Below are 18,214 nucleotides of genomic sequence, written 5' to 3'. Positions count from 1 at the left end.
GCCAAGAGGTTGGTGACAGCGCGTCGGTATTGACGTGAGGGAGGACCCCCGGGTGGGGTGTGGCTTGTCGAAGGTCACATCTCACACCCGGAGGTCCTCGTGTCCCACCGTAACGCCCGCCTCAACTTTCATGGCCGCAAGCTGCTGGTCGATCGGGTCCGATACCAGCACTGGCCGGTCGCCCATGCAGCGAAGGCGATGGGGATTTCACGTCAGTGTGCTCACCGCTGGCTGGCACGCTGGGACGCCGAGGGCGAGGCCGGTCTGCATGACCGGTCCAGCCGTCCTCACGCGTGCCCGACCGCGACACCAGCCACGGTGGAGGACCTGGTGGTGGCCGCCCGTCAGGAGCACCGACGCGGCCCTGACTGGATCGCGGCCGAACTCGGGCTCGCGCCGCGGACCGTGACCCGGATCCTGCACCGACGGGGCATGCCGCCCCTGACCTGCCTGGACCCGATGACCGGCCAGGTGATCCGCACCTCGAAGCAGACCGCGGTCCGCTACGAACGCGAACGTCCCGGCGAACTGGTGCACGTGGATGTCAAGAAGCTGGGCAAGATCCCCGACGGTGGCGGCTGGCGGGCCCACGGACGCTCCGACACCATCGTCGCCAAGAACAAGCGGCCCAAGATCGGCTACGACTACGTCCACTCGATGGTCGATGACCACTCCCGCCTGGCCTACAGCGAGATCCACGACGATGAACGCGTCGACACCTGCGCCGGCTTCCTGCTGCGAGCCGCGGCCTACTTCGCCACCCACGGCATCACCAGCATCGAGCGAGTGATGACCGACAACGCGTTCGCCTACCGACATGGTCGAGCGTTCATCGACGCGGTCGAGACCATTGGCGCGAAGCAGAAGTTCATCAAACCCCACTGCCCCTGGCAGAACGGCAAGGTCGAACGCTTCAACCGCACCCTGACCACCGAGTGGGCCTACCGCCACGTGTTCACCAGCAACCAGGCCCGCCGCGACGCCCTTGACCCCTGGCTGGAGACCTACAACACTCAAAGACGCCACAGCGCACTCGGAGGACTACCCCCGACCAGCCGCCTGTCATGAACGTCGTGGCCCAGTACACCTAGAGCCGCTCGCGCGACGGCCGGTGAACAGGTCGACCCGAGGTGTAGTGGGCCCATCCCTGGTGCTAGGTTCGGACCTGCACAGGGTCAGCCCCGACGCCGTCTCAAAGTGGAGGAATCATGAGCAATGCCCCCGTCAAGGTAGCCGTCACCGGCGCCGCAGGCCAGATCGGATACAGCCTGCTGTTCCGCATCGCCAGCGGTGCGCTTCTGGGCCCGGACACCCCGGTCGAACTCCGCCTGCTGGAGATCACCCCCGCCCTCAAGGCGCTCGAGGGTGTCGTCATGGAGCTCGACGACTGCGCGTTCCCGACGCTCGCCGGCGTCCAGATCGGCGACGACCCGAACCAGGTCTTCGAGGGCGCGAACCTCGCCATGCTGGTCGGCGCCCGCCCCCGCACGGCGGGCATGGAGCGCGGCGACCTGCTGTCTGCCAACGGCGCGATCTTCACCGCGCAGGGCAAGGCCCTCAACGACGTGGCCGCCGACGACATCAAGGTCCTCGTGACCGGCAACCCGGCCAACACCAACGCGCTGATCGCCAAGAGCAACGCCCCCGACATCCCGGCCGAGCGCTTCAACGCCCTCACCCGCCTCGACCACAACCGCGCGATCTCGCAGCTGGCCGCCAAGCTCGGCGTGCCCGTGACCGAGATCAAGAAGATGACGATCTGGGGCAACCACTCCGCCACCCAGTACCCTGACCTCTTCAACGCCGAGGTCAACGGCAAGTCCGCCGCGGAGCTCGTCAACGACCAGGCCTGGCTGGAGAACGAGTTCATCCCGACCGTCGCCAAGCGCGGCGCCGCCATCATCGCGGCCCGCGGGTCGTCCTCGGCCGCCTCGGCCGCGAACGCGACCATCGAGCACATGCGCGACTGGGTCCTCGGCACGCCGGACGGTGACTGGGTCTCCATGGCCGTTCCGTCGGACGGCTCCTACGGCGTGGCGGAGGGCATCATCTCGTCCTTCCCGTGCGTGGTGAAGGACGGCCGGTACGAGATCGTCCAGGGCCTGGAGATCAACGACTTCTCCCGCGCCAAGATCGACGCCTCCGTGGCGGAGTTGCTCGACGAGCAGGCCGCGGTCAAGGAGCTCGGCCTCATCTGAGCTGCCCGGAACCCGTGAGGACGCCGCCCTCCCCGCTCGGGGAGGGCGGCGTCGCCGTGTACGTCAGCTTCTTCCCCGGTGGCCCTTGTCGAGTGCGTCGAGTTTCCGCCTCATCTCCTCCACGTCGAAGTCGGCCACCGGCCACTTCGGGTTGAGGTCCTCCAGCGTCCGGGTGAGGATCTCGGTGATGGCCAGGCGGCTGTACCACTTCTTGTCGGCGGGGATCACGTACCACGGCGCGTGCTCAGTCGAGGTGAACCGGAAGACGTCGGCGTAGGCCTCCTGGAACGCCGGCCACTTGCCCCGGGTCTCGATGTCGCCCGGGTTGAACTTCCAGTGCTTGTCGGGTCGGTCCAGCCGCTTACGCAGGCGGTCTCCCTGCTCGTCCCAGGAGACCATGAGCGCGACCTTGATGATGGTGGTGCCGGCGTCAACACGTCGCTTCTCCCAGGCGTTGATCTCCTCGTAGCGGGGGCGCCAGACCTTCTCGGGGACCAGGTTGTCGACCCGCACGACCAGCACGTCCTCGTAGTGGCTGCGGTCGAACACCCCGATGTGCCCGGCGGGCGGCAACTCGCGTTCGATCCGCCACAGGAAGTGGTGCGCCCGCTCCTCCGGCGTCGGGACGCCGAAGGAGGCCGTCTCGACACCTTGGGGGTCGACCATGCCCATGACGTGCCGCACGATGCCGCCCTTGCCTGCCGTGTCGAGCCCCTGCAGCACCAGCAGGATCGATCGGGATCCGCCCTCGCGTCCCTCGGCGAAGAGCCGTTCCTGCAGCTCGGACATCTGCTTGCCGCGGTGCACCAGGAACGCCTTGCCGTCCTGCTTGTCACCCTCCCAGCCCGGCTGACCATTGCGGTCGAGGGCTGCCAGGTCGAAATGCGGATCGGCGCGGAGTGCCTCGCGCGGGTCGCGGGTCCACGGTGTGGTGTCGGATGCCATCGGAGCTCCTCGGAATCGACGCGTGATGACCAACCAACCTACACAAGCAGGCGGACGCGGAAGGGCCGCCCCGCAGGCGGGGCGGCCCTTCGTGGTCTCGAGGGTCAGCGGAGGAACTTGTTGCCGTTGGTGATGCGGGACCAGAGCTTGCCGACACCCCAGGTGTCACCGGACAGCGTGGCGGCGCTGATCAGCAACAGGAGCGCTTCCAGCCAGTGGTCGTCGAGGATCGGGTTGGTCGCCCCACGGACGAGCGTCCCATCCACCATCGCGGTCTGGGCGAACGGCAGCTCGCTCAGCCACATGAGCGCGACGAGGATCGTCCCGCCGATGGCGGCGATGCGGAGACCGGCCCCCATGATCATCGCGATGCCGATGCCGAACAGCGCGAACATGAACAGCACGTCGCCGAAGGGGTTGCCGAACAGGGGCTTGAGGATGGCACCCATCGGGTTCTCGATGCGGCCGATGAAGCCCTGCGCCGGCGCGGCGCCGGCCAGCCAGCCCTTGCCCACAGGGGTCGAGAAGCCCAAGCCGAACAGCTTGTCGAGGAACGGCCACATGAAGAACAGGCCGATGATGATCCTGGCGACCGCCAGGAGCTTGCGGACCAGGGGTGACGAGATGATGTCTTCCTGGAATGTGATTCCGTCATGCACCGCCCGGTTGGCCTCGGCGGAACGCACGGAACTGGACATACCCAGACCTCCTTGTAGGTGGGGTGTCGCATGGCGCGACACCTCCTACTACACAGCGTAGTCCTCAATACCCCCCTGGGGTAGCCCTCGGAGGACAGTTCTTTCTTCGCGTCGTTCAGTGGTCACGGGCGTGATCGCCAGCAGGTGCTTGCCGGTCGGACCGATCTGGATCTCGGTGTCCATCTGGGGGCACACGCCGCAGTCGTAGCACGGCGTCCAGCGGCAGTCCTCGACGGGCTGCTCGTCGAGGGCGTCCTGCCAGTCCTCCCACAACCAGTCACGGTCGAGGCCGGAGTCCAGGTGGTCCCACGGCAGCACCTCGGCGTAGTCGCGCTCGCGCGTGGTGTACCAATCCAGGTCCACGCCGCTCCCGGCGAGGGCGGTCTCACAGGCGGTGACCCAGCGGTCGTAGCTGAAGTGCTCACTCCAGCCGTCGAACTGGGCTCCCCGGCGCCACGCCTCCTCGATGACCGCGCCCACACGCCGGTCACCGCGCGAGAGCAGGCCCTCGATGATGCCGGGGCGTCCGTCGTGGTAGCGCATGCCGATCGCACGACCGTACTTCTTGTCCGCGCGAATCTTGTCGCGCAGCGCGAAAAGCCGCTGGTCGATGGTCTCGGCCGACGCCTGGGCGGCCCACTGGAAGGGGGTGTGCGGCTTGGGCACGAACCCGCCGATCGAGACGGTGCAGCGGATGTCGCGCGTGCCGGCGGCCTGGCGTCCGGTCTCGATGACGCGGGCGGCCATGTCGGCGATGGCGAGGACGTCCTCGTCGGTCTCGGTCGGCAGGCCGCACATGAAGTACAGCTTCACGTTGCGCCAGCCGTTGCCGAACGCGGTGGCGACCGTCTGGATCAGGTCGTCCTCGGTGACCATCTTGTTGATCACCTTGCGCATGCGCTCCGACCCGCCCTCCGGCGCGAAGGTCAGCCCGGAGCGGCGTCCGTTGCGGGACAGTTCGTTGGCCAGGTCGATGTTGAAGGCGTCCACGCGGGTCGACGGCAGCGACAGGGACACGTTCGTGCCGTCGTACCGGTCGGCCAGTTCCTTGGTGACGTCAGCGATCTCGGAGTGGTCGGCCGACGACAGCGACAGCAGGCCGACCTCCTCCAGGCCGGTGGCCTCGAGGCCCCCGGCGACCATGGTGCCGATGGTCTCGATGTTCCGCTCCCGGACCGGGCGGGTGATCATGCCCGCCTGGCAGAACCGGCAGCCGCGCGTGCAGCCCCGGAAGATCTCCACCGAGTAGCGCTCGTGGACCGTCTCGGCGATGGGGACGATCGGCGCCTTCGGGTAGGGCCACGCGTCGAGGTCCATCAACGTGTGCTTCGCAACGCTGAACGGGACGCCGGGGCGATTCGGCGCCACGCGCTGGATCCGGCCGTCCGGCAGGTAGGTCACGTCGTAGAAGCGCGGCACGTAGGCCACTCCGTCGGACGCCAGGCGCAACAGCAGGCCCTCGCGTCCGCCCTCACGGCCCCCGGCCTTCCACTCGCGGACGATCTCGCTGACGCGCAGGGACGCCTCCTCGCCGTCGCCGATCACGGCGGCGTCGATGAAGTCCGCGACGGGCTCGGGGTTGAAGGAGGCGTGGCCGCCGATGATGACCAGCGGGTCGTCCTCGCGTCGGTCCGCGGCGTGCAGGGGCATGCCGGCCAGGTCGAGGGCCGACAGCATGTTGGTGTAGCCCAACTCGGTCGAGAACGAGATGCCCAGCACGTCGAAGGCGCGCACCGCGCGGTGGTTGTCGAGCGTGAACTGGGGGACGCCGGCGGCGCGCATCAACGCGGCCAGGTCGGGCCAGATGGAGTAGGTGCGCTCGGCCAGGATCCAGTCGCGCTCGTTCAGGATCTCGTACAGGATCGCGATGCCCTGGTTGGGCTGGCCGACCTCGTAGGCGTCGGGGTACATGAGGGCCCAGCGAACCTCGGTGTCGTCCCACTCCTTGGTGATGGAGTTGACCTCGCCGCCGACGTACTGGATCGGCTTGCCCACGCGGGCGAGCAGCGGCTCGAGCCGGGTGAACAGCGAGTCGGGGCTGGTGTGCGCGTCAACAGTCATGGCGCTCCCCATGGTAAACGAGTCGGACGCCATCGCCCACGACACCTCAGGCGAGGTGGTCCGGCCCCGGGGAGGCCGCGCCCTCGTCCGCGACGTTGCGGAAGCCGGCCGCCTCCAGGTCGTCGGCCAACTCGTCGATGGAGGCGTGCTCGTCGTCCCACTGGTCCGTGCGGTAGGCGGTACGCGCGATCATGTGCCCCGAGACCGGTGCGGTCAGGATCTGGAACCCGATCGTGAGCAGGGCCAGGACCACGACGTGCCAGGTGCGCAGAGTGAGCGAGACGCCCGTGAGGATCAGCATCAGCCCGAAGACCTGCGGCTTGGTGGCCGCGTGCAGCCTGGTCAGGACGTCGGGGAACCGCAGTACTCCCACGGCCGCAGCGAGGCAGAACACGGCGCCGGCGAACAGGAGCAGCGCCCCCACCAGATCGAGGAACTCGGTCATGCCCCCTCCTCCGTGCCGGCCCGTTCCGGTGTCGCGCGGTCGTCCGCGTCCCGGGCCGCACGCTCGCGTTCGGCACGTTCGCGAGCCAGGTTGGCCGCGCGCGCCTCGGCCTCCATGAAGCGTCGCTCACGGGCGGACGCGCCGGTGATCAGGCGGGCCAGGCCGACGGCGCTGGTGAAGCCGACCATCGACAACACCAGGATCACGATGAGGGCGACCTCGGTTCGGGTGACGATGGCGTAAGTCGCGATCCCGGCGATCAGGACCGCGATGAGGACGTCGGACGCGACGCCACGGTCGAGACCCGTCGGCCCCTTGGCGAGCCTCGCCAGCGCCATCAGGGCGGCAACGACGAGCAGCACCACGGACGCCGCGACGAGGACCTGCGTGATGACCGTCATGCGACCTCCCCCGGTTGCGGTCCGCCGGACCCCTGAGGGTGCTTGATCGCCTCGATCTCCTCCTGCGAGCCGAGCGCCCGGACGACCCGGGCCTCGATGGCGAGGGTGTCCCTCGCCACCTCGGTGCGACGTCCGGGGTCCGGCAGGTCGAACACGTGCAGGTAGAGCGTGCGGCTGCGGCGTCGGGCGTCCACCACGATCGTCCCCGGCACGACCGACACGAGTTCAGCGGTGTTGACCTGGTAGAGGTCGCTGTCCGACTGGAGTTCGATCCGGACGATGCCGGGCGTCGGCACCTTCCGGCCGAAGGCGAAGACCGCGAGGCGGACCGACGCGACCGCCAGGTCCTTGACCAGGTGGGCCACCAGGATGAGGAGGCCCCACGGCCGCACGCGGCCGCGCCATTCGATCGGCGGGAGCGGGAAGACGACCGTGACCAGCGCGGCGATCAGGATGCCGCCCACGACGGTCACCAGGTTGATGTCCCCCACGAGCACCAGCCAGACGATGGCCAGCACGGCGACCTGCCGCGGCTGCCGCCTCACACGGCGCGAGCGCACGGGCGTTGTCTCGGTCGGCGTCATGGCCCCACCTCCCCCAGGACGGCCCGGACATAGGCCCCGTCGAGCAGGGCCTGCGCCGCTTGGGTCGCGTAGGCGTAGAACGGTCCGGCGACGAACGTGAGCGACAGGCTGAAGGCGATCAGCGCCAAGGTCGCGCCGACCATGACCCCCGGCATCGGACGTCCGGCGTGGAGGTCCTCCTCCTCCTCGATCTCCTCGGCGGTGTAGGTGACGGGCGTTCCCCAGAAGGCGCGGTTCCAAACCTTCGCGATCGCGTACAGCGTCAGGAGGCTGGTGAGGACGCTGCCGGCGACCAACGCCCACGCCAGTGGAGTGCCTGCCTCGACGCCGGCCCGCACCAGTCCCAGCTTCCCGATGAAGCCGGAGAACGGCGGGATGCCCGCGAGGTTCATGCCCGGGACGATGAACAGCGTCGCCAGGAGCGGAGACGTCGTCATCAGGCCACCCAGCCTGTCGATGTTGCTGCTGCTCCCGACCCGTTGTACGAGCCCCGCCACGAGGAAGAGCGTCGCCTGGATGGTGATGTGGTGGGCCGTGTAGTAGATGGCGGCCGAGAGGCCCTCGACACTGGCCAGGGCGATGCCCATCACCATGTAGCCGATGTGGCTGACCAGCGTGAACGACAGCAGACGCTTGAGGTCGGCCTGCGCGATCGCGCCCAGGATCCCGACGAGCATCGTCACCAGGGCGATCACCAGGAGCAGTTCCGTGAGCGGACGGTGGGGGAACAGCAGCGTCTGGGTGCGCATGATGGCGTAGACGCCGACCTTGGTGAGCAGTCCGGCGAACACGGCGGTGACCGGAGCGGGGGCGGTCGGGTACGAGTCGGGAAGCCATGCCGACAGCGGGAAGACGGCGGCCTTGATGGCGAAGACCACCAGCAACATGAACTGGATGACGCCCTGGACGCCGTCGGGAAGGTCCGGGATCCGCTGGGCGACCTGTGCCATGTTGACGGTCCCCACGGCGGCATAGGTGGTCGCCAGCGCGATCAGGAAGAGGCTCGAGCTGAGCAGGTTGACCACCACGTAGATCGAGCCCGCACGGATGCGCGAGGCGGTCCCGCCCATGGTCAGGAGGACGTACGAGGCGAAGAGCAGGATCTCGAAGCCGACGAAGAGGTTGAACAGGTCGCCGGCCAGGAAGGCGTTCGACACGCCCGCGCACATCAGCAGGAAGGTGGGGTGGAAGATCGAGACGGGCGTCTCCTTGCGGACCTCGTCCTCCTCCTGCCCGGCCGAGAAGAAGAGGACCGCCAGGGTGACGAGGCCCGCGACGGTGAGCATGATGGCCGAGAGCCGGTCGGCCACCAGCGCGATGCCGAAGCCCTCGGGCCAAGCCCCGACCCACAGGCTCTGGACGCCGTAGGTGTGCGCCTCCCAGGCCAGCGTCGCGGCGGCCGCCACGACGCCCACGAGGACGAGGATCGACACGAGGCGCTGCGCGCGCGGACGCCGTCCGAGGATGAGCGTGAGCGCGGCACCGAGCATCGGCAGCAGCACCGGGATCGTGAGGAGGTTGTTCATTCGCTCACCCGATCCTCACCCGTGTCACTGAAGCGGATGTCCTCGAAGCTGTCGGACACGTCGTCCCGCTCGGCCAGGTCGCGGATGCGGCGGTCCTCGATGTCGTCCGACACCTCGTCGTGGCCGTGCAGCTGGAAGCTGCGGTACGCCATGGTCACGACGAACGCGGAGACGGCCATCGTGATCACGATCGCGGTCAGCACCATCGCCTGGGGCAGCGGATCGGACATGTCCGCCGCATCGAAGAGTCCGATGATGGGTGGTGACGCCGCCGGGCCCGCCGCGATCAGGAAGAGGAGGTTGACCCCGTTGCTCATCACGATGACCCCGACGAGGATGCGGGTCAGCGACCGCTCGGTGAGCAGGTAGACGCCCGCTGCGATCAGGACACTCGCCACGATCGCAAGGGTGAGGTTGCCGGTCATGGACGCCTCCCCCCGCGCCGGGCGCTGGCCGGGACCGCCGTGGTCGACTCGGGTCGCGGCAGGGGCGTCCGCTCCTCCTCGGCCTGCACGTCGATGCCGGCCCCGACGCTGCGGACGAGGTCGAGCATCATGCCGAGGACCACGAGGTAGACGCCGATGTCGAACACGGTCGAGCTGACGAGGTGGAGGTCTCCGAACGCGTTGACCACCCCCCACGGGGTGGGGACGGCGTCCAGCCCGGGAATCGTCACGTGGATGTCGTAGCTCTGGAAGATCCGTCCGCCGAAGGCCCACGGAACCAAGGCGCTGCCGACGGCGACGAACAGGCCGGCGCCGAGCACACGGCCCGCGTCGATGGGGGCCGCCTCCTCCAACTCACGTCCTCCCGCAGCGAGGTATCGGACGACGAGGGCCAGGCCGGCGACGAGGCCGCCGGCGAACCCGCCGCCCGGCAGGTTGTGCCCTGCGATCAGCAGGTAGACCGAGACGACGACCATCAGGCCGAACAGCAGGCGGGTCGTGACCTCGAACACGAGCGACCGCGCCGCGGGGTGGAGGCTGCCCGTCGTGCGCAGCCACGCCCCGCTGCTCGTGCTGGCCTCGACGCGGCGCGTGCGGCGCTGCTGCACACGGGAGCGCAGGAAGATGAGGCTCGCCACCCCGGTCGCGGCAATGACGAGCACCGAGATCTCGCCGAGGGTGTCCCACGCGCGGGTGTCGACCAGGATGACGTTGACGATGTTCTTGCCGTAGCCGAACTCGTAGGCCGCCGTCTCCAGCCCCGCCGACGCCCGCTGGGCCGTCCGCGACGCCGCTGCCACCAGGACCGAGGCGCTGGCGGTGGCGCCGACAGCGACCGCCAACAGCATCCGCGGCCAGCGGGAGGAGTGCAGTGGCCGGTCCGTGAAGTACTTGGGCAGGGTGCGCAGGACGAGGAGGAAGACCAACAGGGACGCCGTCTCGACCAGCACTTGGGTCAGCGCCAGGTCGGGAGCACCATGCACCAGGAAGAGCAGGGCCGTGCCGTAGCCGGTCACCCCCACCGTGATGACCGCTCGGACACGCCCGCGCACCCCGATCAGGGTCACGGCCGCCACGACGATGACGAGCCCCACGGCGACCTGGGCCACCGTGTCGAACCAGACCAGGTCCTGGGGCCAGGCGGGCATCATCATCAGCGTCCCCCCGACGGCGACGACGAGCACGGTGAGGATCGTGGAGAGGTAGTACGCCAGCGAACCGCGCTGGACGCGCGCGGTCACCTCGACAGCGATGACGTCGAGCAGGCGCATGGACGCCCGGTAGAAGTCGTTGGCGGCCGGCACCTGGGGGAAGGTGGCTTGGACGCGCCCCACCGCGTCCCGCTGCCAGAAGAGGATGACGCCACCCGTGATCGCGACCACCGAGAGCAGCAGCGGCGTGGTGAAGCCGTGCCACAGGGCCAGGGCGTGCGGCTCCGATCCCACGGGCACGCCGCGGGTGTAGGGAGTCAGGATGCCGGTCACCTGGTGGCCCAGGAAGCCCAGCGCCAGCCCGGCCAGCCCCAGGACGACGGGCCCGGCGATGAACCCGGCCTCCGGCACGTGCGTGACCTCGAGGCTGACCGAGCGTCGACGCCTGCCGAACGCCCCCCACCAGAAGCGCAGGGAGTAGGCGGCCGTGAGCATCGAGCCCGTCACCACTGCGGCGGCGAGCACGAAGGCGGGGGCGGGCAGCAGCCCCGTCCCGTCGCCCCCCTGCGCGACCCGGACCAGCGCGTCCAGCGCCGCCTCCTTGGCGACGAACCCGATCAGCGGCGGCAGCCCGGCCATGGACGCCGCGGCCAGGCCGGCGGCCACAGCCAGCACCGGCATGCGTGGCCCCAGCCGGGTGAGCTTCGTGATGTCGCGGGTACCGGTGGCGTGGTCGATCACGCCGACGGTGAGGAACAGCGTCGCCTTGAACAGGGCGTGGGCCAGCAGCATCGCCAGGCCCGCCTGGCCGGCGGCCTTCGTGCCGAGGCCGACGAGGATCATGATGAAGCCCAGTTGGCTGACCGTGCCGTACGCGAGCAGGAGCTTGAGGTCGGTCTGGCGCAGGGCGCGCCAGCCGCCCAGGATCATCGTCGTCGCGCCCAGGATCGTGAGGGTCTCCCGCCAGAGCGGGACGCCGGCGAACACCGGGGCCAGGACCGCGACCAGGTACACGCCCGCCTTCACCATCGTCGCGGCGTGCAGGTACGCCGACACCGGAGTGGGGGCCGCCATGGCGCCGGGCAGCCAGAAGTGGAACGGGGCCAGCGCCGACTTGCTGAGCGCGCCGACCAGCATGAGCAGCGCCGCGGCGGTCGCGGCCGCGCCCTCGGGCGCCGCGGCGAGGACCGCCTGCAGGCGGAACGTGCCGGTGATCGACCCGAAGGTCACGATGCCCACCAACATCGCCAAGCCGCCGGTCGTGGTCACGATCAGGGCCGTCGTCGCCGCCGCACGGTTGGCCCGGCGCGAGGAGTCGTGCCCGATCATCAGGTAGGAGAAGACCGTCGTGAGTTCCCAGAACACGTACAGCAGCACCAGGTCGTCCGCAGTGACAAGGCCGAGCATGGCGCCGGCGAAGGCGACCAACAGGCCGAGCGTGCGGGCGGGCGGATCGGCGAAGTACCACCGGCAGTACAGCAGGACGACCACACCGATGCCCGTGACCACCAGGCCGAGCAGCCACTGCAGCAGGCCGACGTGGAAGGTGAGGGAGACCGCCAGGGTCGGAATCCATGGGGTGGTCTCGACGAAGGACGAGCCCATCGTGACGGCGGGAGCCAGACTCGCCAACCAACCGAACCCGATCGCCGGGGCGATGGCCACCACGAGCCACGCGTTCCTACCGAGCAGTCGCCCCCACAAGGACGCCGTGATTCCCAGCACGAAGTGCAGGGTGATCAGGCTGAGGAGCACGCGGTCGCCTTTCGGTGGAGCGATCGGGGATGCCCGTCACCCTACCAAGGGGAGGGTCCTCCGTTTCCGGCCGACCCGAAGGATGGGCCGCGGGGCATGAACGCCTCGAGGGCGGCTCGGCCTGGAGCGTTGCGCACCACCAACGTCCGTCGCCGAGCCAGCCACTCGACCACTCCCGCGGCCACCAGCACCAGACCCATGGCGAACAGCATCGTGGGGTCGCCGACGCCCGCCGAGCGGTCGAACATGTCGTGGAAGTCGAGGAAGGGGATCAGTGCCAACGACATGAGGTTGTTGAGCACGTGCACCGCGATGGCCGCCTCCAGGCCTCCCGTGCGCCACGTCAACCAGGACATCACGACTCCGAACACCAAGTAGTAGGCGTTCAACCACGGGTCCGCGGCCAGGTGGATGCCCATGAAGACGAGGCTCGTCACCACGGTCGCCGCGACGAAGCCCACGACCGGGTGGGGGAACCAAGCTCCGACGATGCGAGCCAGCAATCCCCGGAGGAGGTACTCCTCCCCCGCCGCCTGGAGCGGCGTGGTCAGGAGGATCCCCACGACCATGACGGCGGTGTGGTCGCGGACGCGCAGCTCGTCGAGGGAGCCCACCACGCTCGGAACGCCGACGACGAACAGCCACAACGGCAGGAGGGCCACCAGCACCGTGAACAACCACCGCCACCGCAGTCCTCCGACCACCGACGAGAGCCACTTCGGCCGCTGCTGGACGCACACCCAGGCGGCCAGCATCGACACCGGGATGCCCAGGGCCAGGGCCACGTTGTTGGCCAGGAAGAGCCCCGGCCCGACGGACACCGGTCCTCCGGTCAGGGAGGTCAGCTCCACGTCGTCCACCACCAGTGCGACGAGGGTCGCGATGGTGGTGGTGATGAGCAGGACGAACGAGGCGAGCAGTGCGGCGAGGAGCCCCTTCCACCACCGGTTGCGTGGCGCCCGCCAGAACGCGGGGTAGTCACGCTCCTCCACGGGGAGGGAGGGACGCAGGTGCGGCGGGAGGCGGCTCGGGTCGAGGGGCTGGAGCGCGTCGGGGTGCTGGAGCGGGTCGGCGGGCAGCCCCGGACCTGGGCCGGCGCTCACAGCGCCGGGAACCAGAGCGCGATCTCGCGTGCAGCCGACTCGGGAGAATCGGAGGCGTGCACGATGTTCTGCGAACCCGACAGGCACAGGTCACCACGGATGGTGCCGGGGGCAGCCTTGACCCCGTCAGTCGCACCGTTGAGGGAGCGGACGGCCTCGATCGCGCGCTCCCCCTCGACGACGAGCGCCACGAGGGGACCCGAGGTGATGAACTCGCGGAGCCCCGGGTAGAAGGAGCGGTCGAGGTGCTCGGCGTAGTGCGCGTCGGACAGGACCGAGTCGATCGTCCGGAGCTCCAGGGCGGCCAGTGTGAGGCCCTTGGCCTCGTAGCGGGCCAGCACGGTGCCGACGAGGCCGCGGGCCACGGCGTCCGGCTTGATCAGGACGAGGGTGCGTTCGGTCATGCCCGTCACCCTACTGGGACCGTTCGATCTTCTTGCCCAGGAAGAACGCCAGGGCGAAGAGGGCGGCGAACCCGCCGCCCACCGCGTACATCCATGGGGTGAGCAGGCCCAGCGCGATGCCGGCGAGCTGGGAGAGCCACGCCAGGGGCCAGCCGATCGGACGGCGTCCGACCAGCGCCCCCGCCACGCCGGCCAGCACGGCGGCGGCGACGCCGGCGCCGAACGCCAACCCGAGCGGGACCTCGCTGACCTGGATCATGCCCGGGACGGCGAGGACGCAGACGATCGCCTCGAAGATGAGCGTGAGCGAGAGCGTCCGGGTCATGGGGTTCTTGGCGGCCAGCCTCATCGGTCAGACTCCTCGTCCTCGTCACGGACCAACAGCGTGCGCGCCTCTCCGGCCAGGATGACGGACCCGGCCACGAGGATGCCCGCCCCCGCCCCCGCCTCGTCGGCCAGGGCCACGGCGAGTTCCAGGGCATCCGGCAGGGACGCCCGGACGTGCACGTTCTCGTCGGTGAAGTGTTCCCGGGCGACTTCGCCCAGTTCCTCCGCGGGCATGCCACGCGTCGTCGAGGCGACCTGGGTGCAGACGATGGTCGTCGCCTCCTCGGAGATCAACGCGACCACCCCGTCGACGTCCTTGTCGGACATCATGCCCACGACCGCGATGAGCGGGGTGAAGTCGAACGCCTCGCGTAGGCCGTCCAGCGTCGCGCGGGCCCCATGGACGTTGTGGCAGGTGTCGAGGACGATCGCGGGCCCCGAACGGACCCGCTCGAGCCGCGCCGGCAACCGGACGGTGGCCAGGCCCTCGGCGATGACGTCGTGCGGGAGCGGCTTGCCGCCCAGGAACGCCTCGACCGCGGCAACGGCCAAGGCCGCGTTGCGGGCCATGTGTTCACCGTGGACCGGGAGGAACAGGTCCGGGACGGGGCCGCTGCCGGCCTCCACGCGCAGCACCTGTCCGCCGACGGCGACCGTGCGTTCGATCAGGCCGAAGTCGCTGCCCTCGTGCAGGACCCGCGCCCCCACCTCGACGGCGCGCGCCGCGAGGACGGCCTCCGCCTCGGGTTGCTGCGCGGCGACCACGGCGACCGAACCGGGCTTGATGATGCCCGCCTTCTCGGTGGCGATCTGCTCGACGGTGTCGCCGAGCAGGTGCGTGTGGTCGAGGTCGATGGGGCACACCACGGCCACGTCGGCGTCCGCCACGCTCGTCGCGTCCCACGTTCCGCCCAATCCGACCTCGACGACCGCCACGTCCACGGGGGCCTGGGCGAAGGCTTCGTACGCCAGCCCGGTCATCACCTCGAAGAAGGTCATCGCGACGCCGTCGAGTTCCTGGGCGTCGACGATGTCGATGAGCGGCTGGACATCGCCGACGAGCGCATCGAACGCGTCGGCGGCCATCGGCTCTCCGTCGATGTTGATGCGCTCGGTCAGGTCCATCAGGTGCGGGGACGCGATGCGACCCACGCGCAGGCCGAGGGCGCGCAGCAGCGCCTCGATCATGATGGCGGTGCTGCCCTTGCCGTTCGTGCCGGCCACCTGGATGATCGGGTAGCCGTTCTGCGGCTCGCCCAACAGGTCGGTCAGGGCCCGGATGCGGCTCAGGCTCGGGGCGACGCGGTGCTCGGGCCAACGGGCCTGGAGCGCGCGGGAGATCTCGGCATGGGTTGTCATGGCGCGCCCAGCCTACCGGGATCCCCTCGGGCGGGACCCCAGCGGGGGCGGGGGATCGTTGGCACTACGATTGCCGCCATGACTTCTCAGCCGATCCAGCCCGTGCCCGCGTCGACCCCGTCGGCGTGGGTCGTACCGGATCGCCCCGTGCTGGAGGGGCTCGAGGCCACGTGGTCCGCCCGCTGGAAGGAGCAGGGCACCTACGCCTTCGTCCGCCCCGAGGCGCGCGAGCAGGTGTTCAGCATCGACACCCCGCCGCCGACCGTGTCCGGCTCCCTGCACGTCGGTCACGTGTTCTCCTACACCCACACCGACCTCATCGCGCGTTACCAGCGCATGAACGGCAAGCACGTCTTCTACCCGATGGGGTGGGACGACAACGGCCTGCCCACCGAGCGCCGGGTCCAGAACTACTACGGCGTCCGGTGCGATCCGAGCGTGCCCTACGATCCCGACTTCACGCCGCCGGCCAAGCCGGATCCGAAGCGCCAGGTCCCGATCAGTCGCCGCAACTTCGTCCAGCTCTGCCACGAGCTGACCGCCGTCGACGAGCAGGTCTTCGAGGACCTCTGGCGCCACCTCGGCCTGTCGGTGGACTGGGACACCCTCTACGCGACGATCTCCGACGAGTCCCAGGCCGTCGCGCAGCGCGCCTTCCTGCGCAACCAGGCCCGGGGCGAGGCCTACCTGTCCGAGGCCCCAACAATGTGGGACGTCACGTTCCAGACCGCCGTCGCCCAGGCCGAACTGGAGGCCCGCGAGTACCCCGGCCACTACCACCGTGTGGCGTTCCACCCGACGAACCCCGAGGCCCACGAGGGGCCCGTCTTCATCGAGACGACCCGGCCCGAGCTCATCCCGAGCGTGTGCGCCCTGGTCGCTCACCCCGATGACGAGCGCTACCAGCCGCTGTTCGGCACCACGGTCACCTCACCGGTCTTCGGCGTGGAGATCCCGGTGCTCCCCCACGCGGCCGCCGAGAAGGACAAGGGCGCCGGCATCGCCATGGTGTGCACCTTCGGCGACCTGACCGACGTGCTCTGGTGGCGGGAACTCAACCTGCCCACGCGCGTGGTGCTGCAGCGTGACGGACGCCTCGCAGCCGAGACCCCCGACTGGCTGGTGAACGGGGACCCGTACGCCGAGCTGGCCGGCAAGACGACGTTCAGCGCCCGCGAGGCGATGGTCGGGCTGCTGCGCGCGTCGGGCGACCTGGACGGTGAACCGAAGCCGACCCAGCGCATGGCGAACTTCTACGAGAAGGGCGACAAGCCGCTCGAGATCGTGTCGACGCGCCAGTGGTACATCACCAACGGCGGTCGCGACGAGGACCTCAAGGAAGAACTGCTGGCCCGCGGCGAGGAGCTCACCTGGGTGCCGGACCACATGCGTCACCGCTACTCGAACTGGGTCAACGGCCTGAACGGTGACTGGCTGATCTCCCGCCAGCGGTTCTTCGGCGTCCCGTTCCCCGTCTGGTACGCGCTGGACGCCGAGGGTGAGCCCGACTACGACCACCCGATCCTGGCGGACGAGGCGTCCCTGCCCGTCGACCCCGCGTCGCAGCCCGCCCCCGGGTACACCGAGGAGCAGCGGGGCGTGCCCGGCGGCTTCATCGGCGACCCCGACGTGATGGACACGTGGGCCACCTCGTCGCTGACCCCCCAGATCGCGTGCGGCTGGGAGCGCGACGAGGAACTGTGGAACCTCACGTTCCCGATGGACATCGCCCCGCAGGCCCACGACATCATCCGCACCTGGCTGTTCAGCCGCGTCGTCCGCTCCCACCTGGAGAACGACGCCCTGCCGTGGAAGCGCGCGACGATCTCCGGCTTCGTGGTCGATCCCGACCGCAAGAAGATGTCCAAGTCCAAGGGCAACGTGGTCGTGCCGACGGAGATCCTCGACAAGTTCGGCGCGGACGCCGTGCGCTGGCGCGCCGCGATGGCCCGTCCGGGCATGGACTCGCCGTTCGACGAGACCCAGATGAAGGTCGGCCGGCGCCTCGCGATGAAGATCCTCAACGCCTCAAAGTTCGTGCTCGGCATCGCGAAGGGTGAGCGGTTCGGGCAGGACGCCGCGCCCTCCCGCACGGTCGACCTCTCGGCCGCGGCCGTCACGGCCGCCGTCGACCTGGCCATGCTGGCCCGGTTGGCCCAGGTCGTCGAGCAGGCGACCAAGGCGTTCGAGGCCTACGACTACTCGGCGGCGCTGGAGGTGTCCGAGCAGTTCTTCTGGACGTTCTGCGACGACTACCTCGAACTCGTCAAGGAACGGGCGTACGGCGCCCAGGGCACCGACGGCGAGGCCTCGGCCCGGGCGGCGCTCGCGCTGGCGCTCGACGTCCTGCTGCGCCTGTTCGCCCCGTTCATGCCGTTCGTGACCGAGGAGGTCTGGTCGTGGTGGAAGCCCGGGTCGGTGCACCACGCCACTTGGCCGAAGGCGTCCGAACTGCCCACCGGGGGCGACGCGGCACTGCTGGACGACGTCTCGGCGGCGCTGGTCGGCGTCCGCGGGGTGAAGTCGAACGCCAAGGTCTCCATGAAGACCGAGCTCGAGTCGGCGCTCATCGCCGGGCCGGACGACGCCGTCGAGCGGCTGAAGTCAACCGAGGCCGACCTGCGGGCCGTGGGCCGCATCACGACGCCGATCACCTGGCAGGGGGCGGACGCGCTGATGGTGACGGCCCGGATCGTCCCGCAGGAGCAGTGACGGCGTGAGGCTCGCCCGGACGACGCCCACCGTGGCGTCGTCCGGCTGATCCTCGGTCGAGTCGCCTCCCGGCTCTCCCTGATGCTCGACGCCGGGAGC

General features: G+C 69.7%; 16 protein-coding genes. 3 read left to right on the top strand and 13 right to left on the bottom strand.

What is annotated here, in order from left to right; genetic code table 11:
- Window positions 1–99: 99 nt before the first annotated feature.
- Together AC5YDV_RS15655 and AC5YDV_RS15650 are read left to right on the top strand one after the other, a co-directional pair.
- Window positions 100–1,068: an IS481 family transposase gene (locus tag AC5YDV_RS15655; protein ID WP_496181913.1), complete on the top strand. Its 969-nt coding sequence runs from the start codon at window positions 100–102 to the stop codon at window positions 1,066–1,068.
- A gap of 140 nt (window positions 1,069–1,208) precedes the next feature.
- Entirely contained in the window at window positions 1,209–2,198 is a 990-nt protein-coding gene (locus tag AC5YDV_RS15650; RefSeq protein ID WP_496184400.1) for a malate dehydrogenase, read from the top strand.
- A gap of 63 nt (window positions 2,199–2,261) precedes the next feature.
- Here the strand turns inward: AC5YDV_RS15650 and AC5YDV_RS15645 are convergent, their stop codons facing one another.
- From AC5YDV_RS15645 to AC5YDV_RS15585, 13 genes are all read right to left on the bottom strand, one after another.
- Complete coding sequence (locus AC5YDV_RS15645; protein ID WP_496184399.1) at window positions 2,262–3,143, bottom strand: PPK2 family polyphosphate kinase; 882 nt, start codon at window positions 3,141–3,143, stop codon at window positions 2,262–2,264.
- A 104-nt stretch (window positions 3,144–3,247) separates the two neighbouring features.
- Window positions 3,248–3,841 carry a hypothetical protein gene (locus AC5YDV_RS15640; RefSeq protein ID WP_496184398.1) on the bottom strand — a complete coding sequence of 198 codons (594 nt, stop codon included), beginning with the start codon at window positions 3,839–3,841 and terminating at the stop codon, window positions 3,248–3,250.
- 48 nt (window positions 3,842–3,889) lie between these two features.
- Window positions 3,890–5,902, bottom strand: coding sequence for a TIGR03960 family B12-binding radical SAM protein (locus tag AC5YDV_RS15635; RefSeq protein ID WP_496184397.1), 2,013 nt, complete (start codon window positions 5,900–5,902; stop codon window positions 3,890–3,892).
- Window positions 5,903–5,948: 46 nt separating this feature from the next.
- Window positions 5,949–6,347, bottom strand: coding sequence for a monovalent cation/H(+) antiporter subunit G (gene mnhG / locus AC5YDV_RS15630; protein WP_496184396.1), 399 nt, complete (start codon window positions 6,345–6,347; stop codon window positions 5,949–5,951).
- Entirely contained in the window at window positions 6,344–6,748 is a 405-nt protein-coding gene (locus tag AC5YDV_RS15625; RefSeq protein WP_496184395.1) for an MrpF/PhaF family protein, read from the bottom strand. The genes mnhG and AC5YDV_RS15625 overlap by 4 nt, the downstream gene beginning before the upstream one ends.
- Window positions 6,745–7,332: a Na+/H+ antiporter subunit E gene (locus AC5YDV_RS15620; RefSeq protein ID WP_496184394.1), complete on the bottom strand. Its 588-nt coding sequence runs from the start codon at window positions 7,330–7,332 to the stop codon at window positions 6,745–6,747. The genes AC5YDV_RS15625 and AC5YDV_RS15620 overlap by 4 nt, the downstream gene beginning before the upstream one ends.
- Window positions 7,329–8,858, bottom strand: coding sequence for a Na+/H+ antiporter subunit D (locus AC5YDV_RS15615; protein ID WP_496184393.1), 1,530 nt, complete (start codon window positions 8,856–8,858; stop codon window positions 7,329–7,331). Before AC5YDV_RS15615 ends, AC5YDV_RS15620 begins: the two co-directional genes overlap by 4 nt.
- Window positions 8,855–9,283 carry a Na(+)/H(+) antiporter subunit C gene (locus AC5YDV_RS15610; RefSeq protein WP_496184392.1) on the bottom strand — a complete coding sequence of 143 codons (429 nt, stop codon included), beginning with the start codon at window positions 9,281–9,283 and terminating at the stop codon, window positions 8,855–8,857. The genes AC5YDV_RS15615 and AC5YDV_RS15610 overlap by 4 nt, the downstream gene beginning before the upstream one ends.
- Window positions 9,280–12,210, bottom strand: coding sequence for a Na+/H+ antiporter subunit A (locus AC5YDV_RS15605; RefSeq protein ID WP_496184391.1), 2,931 nt, complete (start codon window positions 12,208–12,210; stop codon window positions 9,280–9,282). The genes AC5YDV_RS15610 and AC5YDV_RS15605 overlap by 4 nt, the downstream gene beginning before the upstream one ends.
- Before the next feature lie 41 nt (window positions 12,211–12,251).
- Window positions 12,252–13,313 (bottom strand): CPBP family intramembrane glutamic endopeptidase, encoded by a 1,062-nt coding sequence (locus AC5YDV_RS15600; protein ID WP_496184390.1) that lies wholly within the window; start codon window positions 13,311–13,313, stop codon window positions 12,252–12,254.
- Window positions 13,310–13,717 carry a nucleoside-diphosphate kinase gene (ndk, locus tag AC5YDV_RS15595; protein ID WP_496184389.1) on the bottom strand — a complete coding sequence of 136 codons (408 nt, stop codon included), beginning with the start codon at window positions 13,715–13,717 and terminating at the stop codon, window positions 13,310–13,312. Before ndk ends, AC5YDV_RS15600 begins: the two co-directional genes overlap by 4 nt.
- A gap of 10 nt (window positions 13,718–13,727) precedes the next feature.
- Window positions 13,728–14,066 carry a DUF4233 domain-containing protein gene (locus tag AC5YDV_RS15590; RefSeq protein ID WP_496184388.1) on the bottom strand — a complete coding sequence of 113 codons (339 nt, stop codon included), beginning with the start codon at window positions 14,064–14,066 and terminating at the stop codon, window positions 13,728–13,730.
- On the bottom strand, window positions 14,063–15,403 hold the full coding sequence (locus tag AC5YDV_RS15585) for a bifunctional folylpolyglutamate synthase/dihydrofolate synthase (RefSeq protein WP_496184387.1): 1,341 nt from the start codon (window positions 15,401–15,403) through the stop codon (window positions 14,063–14,065). Before AC5YDV_RS15585 ends, AC5YDV_RS15590 begins: the two co-directional genes overlap by 4 nt.
- 78 nt (window positions 15,404–15,481) lie before the next feature.
- Between AC5YDV_RS15585 and valS the strand changes: the two genes are divergently transcribed.
- Window positions 15,482–18,115 carry a valine--tRNA ligase gene (valS, locus tag AC5YDV_RS15580; protein WP_496184386.1) on the top strand — a complete coding sequence of 878 codons (2,634 nt, stop codon included), beginning with the start codon at window positions 15,482–15,484 and terminating at the stop codon, window positions 18,113–18,115.
- The last annotated feature ends 99 nt before the right edge of the window (window positions 18,116–18,214 follow it).

This window comes from Propioniciclava sp. LT432 (genome assembly GCF_059515965.1).
This window is presented reverse-complemented; position numbering and strand designations above follow the sequence as displayed.